Source organism: Modicisalibacter ilicicola DSM 19980, from assembly GCF_900128925.1.
Classification (GTDB): Bacteria; Pseudomonadota; Gammaproteobacteria; order Pseudomonadales; family Halomonadaceae; genus Modicisalibacter; species Modicisalibacter ilicicola.
In genome coordinates, this window is sequence record NZ_FQUJ01000030.1 from 1 (window position 1) to 11746 (window position 11746).

General features: G+C 58.0%; 10 protein-coding genes. 1 reads left to right on the plus strand and 9 read right to left on the minus strand.

The window, feature by feature from the left end:
- Positions 1-499: 499 nt before the first annotated feature.
- The 6 genes from BUA41_RS18450 to BUA41_RS18475 form a co-directional block, all read right to left on the minus strand.
- A complete protein-coding gene (locus tag BUA41_RS18450) occupies positions 500-2080 on the minus strand; it encodes an aldehyde dehydrogenase (NADP(+)) (protein WP_072825646.1) in 1581 nt (526 codons plus the stop codon).
- Positions 2081-2180: 100 nt separating this feature from the next.
- The gene (locus BUA41_RS18455; protein ID WP_072825647.1) at positions 2181-3614 is read right to left on the minus strand and encodes an FAD-binding oxidoreductase; all 1434 of its coding nucleotides are present in this window, start codon (positions 3612-3614) and stop codon (positions 2181-2183) included.
- A 26-nt stretch (positions 3615-3640) separates the two neighbouring features.
- Entirely contained in the window at positions 3641-4897 is a 1257-nt protein-coding gene (locus BUA41_RS18460) for a TRAP transporter large permease (protein ID WP_139249183.1), read from the minus strand.
- Entirely contained in the window at positions 4894-5385 is a 492-nt protein-coding gene (locus BUA41_RS18465) for a TRAP transporter small permease (protein ID WP_072825648.1), read from the minus strand. The genes BUA41_RS18460 and BUA41_RS18465 overlap by 4 nt, the downstream gene beginning before the upstream one ends.
- A 73-nt stretch (positions 5386-5458) precedes the next feature.
- Complete coding sequence (locus BUA41_RS18470) at positions 5459-6511, minus strand: TRAP transporter substrate-binding protein (RefSeq protein WP_072825649.1); 1053 nt, start codon at positions 6509-6511, stop codon at positions 5459-5461.
- A 107-nt stretch (positions 6512-6618) separates the two neighbouring features.
- The gene (locus BUA41_RS18475; RefSeq protein WP_072825651.1) at positions 6619-7914 is read right to left on the minus strand and encodes an L-fuconate dehydratase; all 1296 of its coding nucleotides are present in this window, start codon (positions 7912-7914) and stop codon (positions 6619-6621) included.
- Positions 7915-8166: 252 nt separating this feature from the next.
- Here BUA41_RS18475 and BUA41_RS18480 point away from each other — a divergent pair, with 252 nt between their 5' ends.
- Positions 8167-9060 carry a LysR family transcriptional regulator gene (locus BUA41_RS18480; protein ID WP_245791965.1) on the plus strand — a complete coding sequence of 298 codons (894 nt, stop codon included), beginning with the start codon at positions 8167-8169 and terminating at the stop codon, positions 9058-9060.
- 48 nt (positions 9061-9108) lie between these two features.
- On the opposite strand, the gene BUA41_RS18485 is transcribed toward BUA41_RS18480, so the two are convergent.
- The 3 genes from BUA41_RS18485 to BUA41_RS18495 form a co-directional block, all read right to left on the minus strand.
- A complete protein-coding gene (locus BUA41_RS18485) occupies positions 9109-10620 on the minus strand; it encodes a tripartite tricarboxylate transporter permease (protein WP_072825652.1) in 1512 nt (503 codons plus the stop codon).
- 16 nt (positions 10621-10636) lie between these two features.
- Complete coding sequence (locus BUA41_RS18490) at positions 10637-11107, minus strand: tripartite tricarboxylate transporter TctB family protein (RefSeq protein ID WP_072825654.1); 471 nt, start codon at positions 11105-11107, stop codon at positions 10637-10639.
- A 332-nt stretch (positions 11108-11439) separates the two neighbouring features.
- The coding region (locus BUA41_RS18495) for an IS30 family transposase (RefSeq protein ID WP_139249159.1) at positions 11440-11746 on the minus strand (307 nt) is incomplete at its 5' end.

Here is an 11746-nt window from a genome sequence, read left to right on the forward strand (position 1 = left end):
AGCCCCGGGTAGTTCGGATGACGGTTGGGGAAAGCCTTGGTCTTGACCTTGCCCTTGTCCAGGTCGCGGACCCACAGGCAGTCGAGTTTCTGCTTGCTGACGTCAATGCCGATATGTGCCATCTCGTTGTCTTGCCTTGTTTCGTACAGCCTCTCTCGTCGATGCGAGGGGCGTTGGATACCGTTCAAACTATTGAGATCAAGGTGCCTGGAGGGGCCTATCTACGGATCAGGGTCTGTGCCCATCAGGAGCTCGACGGGTTACCCTCCAGACCAGTGAGGCGGTGGTAGCTAATCACCCCCTCTCGAGAGACACAAGGAGCTCGCTTCAGCGAGCGATGTGCCTTGCCACCTATGCCGGACAAACCTGGCTCCTGCTACCCAACAGCCATTCACGGCAAAGTGCGATGGACCATAAAAAGCCGGTGCGAGATGACTCGCACCGGCCTTCCCGTGTTGCACTTTCAAGCCTCAATCTCGCGCTTCAAGTGCAAGCGTTTTCAGCTTTCCCGCTTGCCGTCGTAGAGACGCGTGAGTTGCAGCGGATTGCTTTCCTTGAGGGCCTCGGGGCGCAGTCCGTCGGGCAGGTTCTGGTAGCACACCGGGCGCAGGAAGCGGAAGATCGCCGCGCTGCCCACCGAGGTCGTGCGGCTGTCCGAGGTCGCCGGATAGGGGCCGCCATGCACCATGGCATGGCAGACTTCCACGCCGGTGGGCCAGCCGTTGACCAGAATCCGTCCCGCCTTGCGCTCGAGCGTCGGCAGCAGCGCCTGGGCGGCGGCAAGATCGTCATCGTCCATTTGCAGCGTCACGGTGAGCTGGCCTTCGAGGTGCTCGGCGATGCGTATCACCTCCTCCTCGTTCTGGCACTCGATCACCTGCGACGTTGCCCCAAAGACCTCCTCCTGGAGCTCATGATCGGCGAGAAAGTCCTCCGCGGTAGTGACGAACAGCCCGGACTGGCACTGATTGGGCGAATCGCCGGTCTGACCGCGGGCCACCTCGCGCACCTTGTCATGCTTGGCAAGGCGGCTGACGCCCTGCTCGTAAGCCTCGTGAATCCCAGGGGTGAGCATGGTTTGGGCCGCGCTCTGCTTGAGCGTCTCCCCGGCGGCGGCCACGAAGTCATCCAGCGCTTGGCTCTTGACGGCGATGACCAGGCCGGGATTGGTGCAGAATTGCCCGGCGCCCATGTTGAGTGAGGCGACAAAGCCCTCGGCCATCTCCTTGCCACGTGCCTTCAAGGCATGAGCCATCGGGAACACCGGGTTGATACTGCTCATCTCGGCGTAGAAGGGGATCGGTTCGGGACGATTCTGGGCGGCATTGAGCAACGCCAGACCCCCGCTGCGCGAGCCGGTAAACCCAGCGGCCTTGATGCGCGGATCGACGACCAGGGCATGCCCGATTTCGCGCCCGGAACCGAACAGCAGCGAGAATACTCCTTCCGGCAGGTTGCACTGCTTGACGGCGGCCTGGATGGCACGACCGACCAGTTCCGAGGTGCCGGGATGGGCCGAATGGGCCTTGACGATCACCGGACAGCCGGCGGCCAACGCCGAGGCGGTGTCGCCTCCAGCCACGGAGAAGGCGAGCGGGAAGTTGCTGGCGCCGAATACTGCCACCGGGCCCAGGGCGATATGCCGCTGGCGCAGATCGGGGCGAGGCATCGGCTCACGATCTGGCATTGCTGGGTCGACGCGCACGTCCAGCCACTCGCCGGCACGCACCACGGACGCGAACAGACGCAGTTGACCGCAGGTACGGCCACGCTCGCCTTCGATCCTCGCCTGAGGCAGGCCGGTCTCGGTCATGGCGCGTTCGACCAGGTCGTTGCCGATCGCCTCGATCTGCGAGGCGATGGTCTCGAGAAACACCGCTCGCTCCTCGAGCGAGGTTTCACGATAAACGTCGAAGGCCTCCCAGGCCAGTTGGCAGGCCTGATCCACCTCGGCGGTGCTGCCCCCGGCGTAGGCTGGTTCGAGCGTCTCGCCGGTAGCGGGATTGATGGCATGAATCGTCTTGCTATTGCCGGTGACGTTGCGCTGGCCAATAAGCAGGTTGCCTTGTAATGAGCTCACTGTATTTCCTCCTTGGTTTGCAGGGTCTCTCGCATGATCATGTCGCTCATGGCAGCATGATCAGAGCCTAGTCGCTGTTCGTATCCACTCCAACCGACGCTCATTCGTTTTCCGGGATTTCCGGTAAGATGCGTCCAACGGCCATGAGTTGCTGGGGATCGAACAGATGCTTGATCCCGGTCAGCAACTCTTTCTCGGTATCGCTGAGAGTGGCCCAATAGGGTCGCTGCTTGGTACGGCCGATGCCGTGTTCGGCGCTGATGCTCCCGTCGAAGCGCTCGACCAGTTCGAAGAGAGCGGTCTCGAGACGCTGCAGCAGGGCCTTCTGATCCTCGAGTGGCAGCGCGGGGGGCAATACGTTGAAATGCAGGTTGCCATCGCCGACATGGCCGTAGGCGATCACCGTGGACTCGGGGGAGAGGGTCGCCATCCTGTGACTGGCGTCAGCGAAGAACTCGGCGATCGAGGAAATCGGCAGCGAAATGTCGGTGCGCAGGTGTTCGCCTCGGCGCTGCTGACCTTCAACCATGAGCTCGCGGATCTTCCATAACTGGTTGGCCTGGGATTCGCTACCGGCCAGCACGCCATCGAGCACCTGGCCACTGCTCAGGCCTGCTTCGAAAAGCTGCTCGACCAGACTGTCGAGATCCACCGGGCCACTGGCCGTGATGTCGAGCAGGACATAAACGGGGTAGGCCGTGTCGAAGGGGTCGGGCGTTTGCGGCGCGGCTTCGAAGGCGAGCTCCAGGCAGGCGCGTGGAATCAGCTCGAAAGCGGAGAGCAAGTCGCAGCAGTGCCTGCGTGCTTGGTCGTAGAGCTCCAGCGCCGCCTCAATGCTGGGTAAGGCCAGTAGGGCGGTGCGCGACATGGAAGGGCGAGGAGAAAGCTTGAGCACAGCACCAGTCACGATGCCTAACGTGCCTTCCGCGCCGATGAACAGCTGTTTCAAGTCATAGCCGCTATTGTCCTTATGCAGCGCCTTCATGCCGTTCCAGATGCGCCCGTCGGGCAGCACCACCTCAAGCCCCAGCACCAGTTGGCGCATCATCCCGTAACGCAGGACATTGAGGCCGCCGGCATTGGTCGAGATATTGCCACCGATCTGGCAACTGCCCTGGGCGCCCAGCGATAGGGGAAAGAAACACTCTTCAGCCTCGGCGGTATCCTTGATCTGCTGCAGGATGCAGCCGGCATCGACGGCCATGGTGAGGTTCAGGGGGTCAAGGCTGCGCACCCTATTGAGCCGTTCGAGACTGATCATCAACTCCGGATGATCGGTGTCCGGCAAGGCGCCCCCAACCAAGCCGGTATGTCCCCCCTGGGCCACCACGCGGATTACGTTGCGATGACAGAAGGCGACGATGGTGGCGACTTCATGGGTGGTTCGTGGACGTGCCACGACAAGCGGGTCGCCACGACGATTGCCGGCCCAGTCCACCGTATAACGCTCGACACTTGCTGGGTCGCGAATGACGCCGCCGTCGCCGAGATGTGTGGTCAGGAAGTCGATGATTTCTGGCAGATCAAGCTGCATGAGGCGACTCTCTTTGTCAACGGCAATTAACGGAACCACAGCACCACTCCGGGCACGAAGAGGAAGACCAGCAGCAATGCCAGCAGCGTGAAATAGAACGGCAGCAGGCTCCTGACCAGGTGCTCCATGCTGACCTTGCCTACCCCGCAGCCGACATAGAGCACGGTGCCCACCGGCGGCGTGATCAGACCGATGCCGAGGATGAACGACATCAGCACGCCGAAATAGACCGGGTCGATGCCGAGGTTGACCACGATGGGGGTCATCAGTGGTGCCAGGATGACCATGGCCGGCGTCAGGTCCATGAAGAAACCCACGACCAACAGGAAGACGCTCAGAATGGCGAGGATCACGATCTTGTTGTCCGACAGCGCCGACAAGCCTGCGACCAGCTGTTGAGGAATCATGTTGGCGGTCAACAGCCAGGCCAGCACACTGGCGAAGGCCAGCAACAGCATCACCACGCCGGTCAGCTTGCCGGTGGCGATGCACAGCGTGAAGAAACGCTTCAAGGGCAGGCTGCGGTACACGAACATCGATACCAGCAGGGCATAGAGTAGGGCTATGGCGGCACTCTCGGTGGGTGTGAAGACACCGCTGAGAATGCCTCCCACGATGATGACCGGCAGCAGCAGCGCCAGGAAGGAATCCTTCAGTGCGGCAATGAGTTCGCCGATCTCGAAGGGCTGCGCCTTGCCCGTTTTCCTTGACTGGAAATAGGTGGTCATGGCCAGCCCCAGGGTGATCAGGATGCCGGGGACGATGCCGGCCAGGAACAACTGGGAAATCGACGTGCCGGTGACCACGCCATAAAGAATCATGGGGATCGACGGCGGAATGATGATGCCGACCACCGAGGCGGCGACGATGATGGCAGTCGCCATCGAGGCGGAATAGCCATGCCGCTTCATCGGATCGATCATCATGCTGCCGACTGCCGAGGCGTCGGCCACCGCCGAGCCGCTGATGCCGCCGAAGAACATCGAGGTCAGCACGGCCACTTGCCCCAGGCCGCCGGAAATGAAGCCGACCAGGGCGCTGGCCAGACGTACCAGGCGTTTGGCGATACCGCCTTCGCTCATCACCTCGCCCACCAGGATGAACAAGGGAATCGCCAGCAGGGGAAAGGAGTCGAGCCCGTTGACCGCCTCGGAGACGATGGGACTCAAGGAATAGTCGGAAGAAATGAAGATGAACAGGCTGATAGCCGCCAGACCGAAGGAGATCGGCATACCGATGACGATGCACAGCATCAGCCCGAGCAACAGGCTCCAGAGAATCATGGGCGGCCCCGTTTCAACAACTCGAAAAGAAAGATCGTATTGGCAATCAGCGTCAGGACCGCCATGACCGGCATCGCACTGTAGAGCAGGGTCTTGGAGATTTTCAGCAGCGGCGTCACGCTGATGTAGCCGGACATCAGCTCTTGAAACCCAACTAATATACAGATGCAGACAACATAGATGGCCAGCGCCGAAAGTATTCCAAACGCCTTGCGTAGTGGTGTCGGGGCCAGGTTCTTGAAGAAGGTGACGCTGACATGCTCGTTATTCAGGCTGCCCAGTCCGGCGCCGAGCAGCACCAGCCAGATGAACAGTACACGGGATAATTCTTCAGCCCATACATAGGAATAATTGAGTACAAAACGGCCAAAGACATTGGCCACCACGCAAAAGACCACGCCCAGCACCAGCAGCCCCACGATGATCTCGAGGCTGCGTTTGAGCAGACCCAGCGTATATGAGAGATGGGAAGTCGAGGTAGCGTTCATTAGCAACTCTCTGGGTAAAACAAGATAGGGACAGCGCGGGCGCCGTCCCGTCACTTCCAGGCGAATGCCGCGGTTATTGAGAGACCTGACGGATGGAGTCGATCAACTCGCCGCCGATCTCGTCACGCCATTCGTCATAGACCGGTGCCAGTTTCTCCTGGAAGACCTTGACCTGCTCAGGCGACAGTTCGGTGATGTTCATCCCTGACTCTTTCAGCTCCTGCTTGATCTGGTCATTCAGGGTACGGCTCACCTTGCGCTCGTATTCGCCCATCTCCTTGGCGGCCTCCCGAAGCAGCTGCTGGTATTCCGCTGGCAGGCGATCCCAGAAACGCGCGGAGACCAGCGTAATGAAGGGCGTATAGACGTGGTTGGTTTCACTGGCATAGTCCTGTACTTCGTAGAACTTCGAAGCCTCGATGGTGATCCAGGGATTTTCCTGACCATCTACGACGCCCTGCTCTAGGGCTGTGAAGAGCTCGGCGAAGGACATGGGCGTGGGGTTGGCACCAAGCGTACGCCAGATATCCAGGTGGATATCGTTCTGCATGGTGCGAATCTTCAGACCCTCCAGATCGGCGGGTTCCTTGACTGGCGTTTCGCTATTGGTCAATTGGCGATAGCCGTTCTCGGCCCAGCCGATGGCCACGAGTCCCTGGCGTGACGCCTCCTCCAGCATGCGTTGGCCGATCTCGCCATCCAGCACGTTGTCGGCGACTTCGGGTGTGGGAAACAGGAACGGCAGGTCGAAGACGGCAAATTCGGGAAACATGCCGACCAGCGGTGAGGTGGAAGGGGCGGTCATCTCGAGGGTGCCGGACTGCAGGTTGCTCACCGCCTGGAGGTCATCACCCAGCTGGGCGCTGTGGAACAGCTCGACCTGAACATCACCACCACTACGCTCCTCGACGATCTTCTCGAAGTATTCGAGACCACGATACTGAGCGCCGGATTGAGTGGTGCCGATGCTGAACTTGATCTTGTATTCACCGTCGGCCTCGACCTTGTCGCCGGTGACCTCTGGAAACGGCGGCATTTGTGTGGCGGCGTTGGCGTGTAAGGTTGTCAGCGCGAAGAGCGTGCCGCCGACCAGCGTGGTGAGTCGTTTCGTTGTGCTTGTTTTCATGTCATCTCCAGCTTTTCTTGGGTTGGTGTGCTGCATAACAGCGTCTGTCAGATTTTTATCAATTTTCTCTTATGTTTTTATCGAGGCAACGGCATAAGACCAAAAGGCTAGAGCTGCCATGCCTTGCCGTCGGGATACCGGTGATCCGCCAGGGAGTCATCGTGCATGGCGATACTGTATCCCGGCGCCTCGGGCACCTGATAACGCCCTTGGCGGATTACCACGGGGTCGAGGAAGTGCTCGTGAAGATGATCGACATACTCGAGGATGCGGCCATCGAGGGAGGCCGAGACCGCGATGTAATCGAACAGCGAGATATGCTGGGTGTACTCGCACAGCCCCACGCCACCGCCGTGGGGGCATACGGGAATATCGAACTTGGCGGCCAGCAGCAGCACCACGATAACCTCATTGAGACCACCCAGGCGCGCGCTGTCGAGCTGACAATAGTCGATCGCCCCGGCCTGCAAGAGCTGCTTGAACATCACCCGGTTATGGCAATGCTCTCCGGTGGCGACACCGATCGGATGGAGGCGTTCGCGAATCTCGGCGTGGCCGAGGATATCGTCGGGGCTGGTCGGCTCCTCGATCCACAGCGGGTCGAATTCCGCCAACTGGCGCATGTTGGCGATGGCCTCGTCGACGTCCCACATCTGGTTGGCATCCATCATCAGTGGGTTGTCCCAGCCGATCTCCTCGCGCAGGATCTGCGCGCGACGGCGGTCTTCTTCGAGATTGCCACCGACCTTCTGCTTGAAATGGGTCCAACCCTCGGCCAGGGCCTCGCGGGCCAGACGGCGGATCTTGTCTTCGGAGTAGCCGAGCCAGCCGGCCGAGGTGGTGTAGGCGGGATAGCCGTGTTTACGCATCTCCTTTTCCCGTGCGGCCTTGCCCGCCTCGTTGCGCTTGAGCAGGGCGATGGCCTCTTGCGGGGTCAAGGCATCGCTGACGAAACGAAAATCGAGGCACTTGACGAGTTGCTCCGGGGACATGTCCACCAGCAGCTTCCAGACCGGCTTGCCTTCGGCCTTGGCCCACAGGTCCCAGACCGCATTGACGATCGCCGCGGTGGCTAGGTGGATGACGCCCTTGTCGGGCCCGAGCCAGCGCAGCTGGCTGTCGCTGGTGGTGAAATCGCGCCAGAACTGGCCCATGTTGTCGGTGATCGAGGCCAGGCTCCGACCCTCGATCAGGGGCTTCAGCGACTCGACGGCGGCGACGCAAATTTCGTTGCCACGGCCGATGGTGAAGGTCAGGCCGTGGCCCTCGATACCATCATCGGTCGCCAGGGTGACATAGGTGGCCGAATAATCGGGGGCTGCGTTCATGGCATCCGAACCATCGAGGGAACGGGAAGTAGGGAAACGAATGTCCTGAACATTCAGAGTCGTGATAGTCGTCATCGTTGTTGGTTACCTGACTAGTGCCTAGTTCGGGCGAGCAAACGCTGCCGTTCATGAGTTCGTCGGGAACATGCCCGGGGTTTCTAGCGTAGGTGGTTACAGCAATAACGTGCCAATCGATTTTTTTGTTGTGCCAATTACTGTAAGTTATTGCTCAAGGTCATTCATGGACTCATGGTCGCAGGGGGCGATGTCATGCCGAAAGAGGCCTCGTTACAACTAAATAGCTGGTTGAGATTCAAGCATCTGGTCTTGCTGACAACACTTGCGGACAGCCGCAACATGCACGTCGCGGCGCGTCAGATGCACTTGAGTCAACCGGCCGCCAGCAAGATGCTCAAGGATCTCGAGGGGTTTTTCGGATTCGAGATATTCATGCGTCAACCCCGAGCCATGGTGCTGACGGAGCTAGGCGCACATGTCGTGCGCCACGCGCGCATCTTGCTCAATGACGCGGGTCGTTTGGTAGAGGAGATCGATGCGCTGCGCCAGGGAGGGTATGGACAGCTGATAATAGGAGCGATACCGGCGGCGGCGCCCGAAATCCTGCCGGCGGCCCTCGCTGAGTTGAAACACCGCCGACCGCGATTGGCGATCAGCTTCCAGGAACAGTCCAGCGATCGCTTGCTGATTGATCTTGAGTACAAGCGCCTGGACCTGGTTATCGGGCGCCTGACCAGTAGCGATCAGCATAACTTGTTCGATTTCGAGCCGTTGCGCGAGGAGCCGCTGCGCATCGTCGTGCGCAGCGGCCATCCATTGCTCGATAGCGAACCGAGTCTGGAGGAGCTCAGTCACTGGCCTTGGGTCTTGCACCCGTCGACCAGCCCCATGCGCGGGGTGTTCGAGACGGCGCTAGCCGAAGCGGGCATCGCCTCTCCTACCAGCGTGGTTGAAACCACCTCGACACAGACGGCACTTCAGTTACTGAAGATATCGGACATGCTGGCCGTCCTGCCGCGTTCGGTACTGCGCAGCCCCTTGGCCGCTGGCCAATACCAGACACTACCCCTGGTCGTTGGCGAGCCGCTGGACTATTACGGCATCATTACCCGGAAAGGGGAGCCGATCTCGTCCGCGGCCAGCGAACTGGTTACCGCATTGCGTTCTCAGGGCAGCTTGGAGCACGATGCCTCTTGGTTATGACAATGCATAAGGGTGTCTCGGCATGCTCAATAAATATTTTAATAGAGTCTATTTTGCCGGCATGCTTTTCGCTCTCAGATGAATCACCAGCTTTTTACCCAGCGGGTAAAAAATGAACAGCAACGTAGCCGCCAATAATGTGGCTGCGATGGGGCTTGTTAGAAAGATCATTGGGTCGCCGCGTGAAATATCGAGAGCTTGTCGTAAACTCGTTTCCAGCCTCGGGGTCAACACGAACGCCAGCAGTAGTGGGGCAATCGGATAATTGGCTGCCGCCATGAAATAAGCCATTGTGCCGGATGCCAGCATAAGCCATACGTCGAACATGCTATTGTTGACGCTATAAGAACCTATTACGCAGACAACGGCGATGACAGGAATCATGATTGCATGTGGAACACGCAACAATTTCACTAGAAATGGAATGATTGCCAGTGCCGCAAGAACCGCCATCACATTACCAAGATACATGGAAGAGATCAGCCCCCAGACAAAATCCGGGCTGTTTTGGAAAAGTAGAGGGCCGGGCTGCAAGCCCCACATCATCAGTCCCCCCAAGAGCACGGCGGAAGTGCCGGACCCGGGAATACCGAGGGATAGAAGCGGTGCGAAGGAACCTGCAGCCGCTGCATTGTTGCCTGCTTCCGAAGCCGCTACACCCTCGATTCTGCCTGTGCCGAGTTCGTCGCCTGCGCGGCCCACTTTCTTCTCCAGAACATAAGCTAGAAAAGATCCCGTAGTAGCACCTGCACCCGGGAGTATGCCTACTAGATTGCCCAAGATGCCGGAGCGCAATGAAACAGGAATAATACGACGAACTTCCCTCCTGTTTAGTAAGCCATCACGAAACCCTAGCTTTTCCATGAGTCCGGAGGAGTCTACACGCTTTAGCATCATTTCCATGACTTGGCTAAACCCAAACATCCCGATGACCAACGGAATGAAAGAAATACCACTGAGCAAGTACATGGAATCAAAGGTGAAGCGTGGCTGCCCAAAGGCCAGGCCGATACCGACGGTGGATAGCATGATACCTAAGAAGGTCGATATCAGGCCCTTAACAGGCGCATCGCCAAGCAGCCAGCCGATTGAGCAAAGTGCGAGCAGTATCAGTGCCGAGACTTCTGCGGGACCGAACATCAAGCCGACATTCGCAAGTATCGGGCCCATGAAAGTAAGTATTATGATGCCAATCGTTCCGCCAATGAAAGACGAGATATTGGCAGTAAAGAGCGCCTTGCTGGCCTTTCCTTTTTGTGAGAGTGGATAGCCGTCGATGGCAGTGACGACCGCGGGGGCGTCACCGGGAATGTTCAATAGAATCGCACTGTAAGAGCCACCATACATGCATCCATAATATAGTGCCCCCAACATGATGATGCCGGTAGTGGGGTCCATCTTGAATGTCAAGGGTAGTAGCAAGGCGATGCCCGTCACCGAGCCAAGCCCTGGAATGGCGCCAATGATGATACCTAGGCCGGCTCCGACCAGTGCAGCAATAATATTGGAAAAGGTGAGAGAGGTGGCGAAACCTTCAAGCAACGACTGAAGTATATCCATGGGGCGTGCTCTTAAATTATCGTGTCATCTCAAGGAGAAGCCCTTGAGGAAAGGCAACTTTAAGCCAAAGACCAAACAGGAGATAGACAACTACTCCTGCACCAATACCCGTAATAAGAGACGTCATCCATTTTTTCTGCTCGATGACGGCCATCCACAATATAATAAATATTACCATGGAAGGAATCATGCCGAGTAAAGGAATGGTGATGATGGTCAATGCCATGGCAATGGCTGGCCAAAGGTTCTTTATGCTTGTGTCGCTGTTACGTGGTGGTGAGCGAAGTAAACTGAAAGTCCCAAGAATGGCTACGCCAGTGCCTGCCACGGCTGGAAAGAAACCGGCTCCTGGCCCATTATTGAACCAAAATCCGTATTTCAGAAAGCCTAGGGCTGCCCAAGCGATACCCATCAGTATGATGAAAACAGTCACGGTGGAGTTTAACCAAGGTCGACGGTGATGGGTTTCGGTTTTGCTATTATCCATGACCTTTTCTCCGGTTTTACATTGGTCTGTGGTTTTTTCAGACACAACTGAGGGTGGGAGGTTGGGTTGTTTTTATAAAAAGGCGACACATAACATCGGCTTATGTGTCGCCAGAGTATTATTCTTCTATGATTCCGACTTCCTTGAATTTTTCTTTGTATCTTTTCATTTCTTTTTGGTAGTACTCGGCACTTTCTTCTGCACCCATGAATGTGTCAATTAGTCCATTCTTTTCAATGTATTGCTGTTTCCATATTTCGGTGTTGGAGGCCTGCTTGAGGATGTCTTCCCAGAAGGCGATGGCTTGGCGGTCTCAAGTTCCAAGCGCAACGCTATTGAAGGGTGCTCGGCCCACTGACTGATTTCTTGAGCACCTCGGCGTAAACTTCCAACGGCGTTCGCCAGTCCAGTGTCTTGCGCGGCCGGGTGTTCAGTGAGTCGGCGATCTCGTCGAGCTCTTCCTGGCTGTAGACCGACAGGTCCGTGCCCTTCGGCAGGTACTGCCGCAACAGCCCATTGGTGTTCTCATTGGAGCCCCGCTGCCATGGGCTATGCGGGTCAGCGAAGTAGATCGCCGTACCGGTCTTCTGAGTGATCTCGGCATGCTTCACCATCTCTCTGCCCTGGTCATAGGTCATT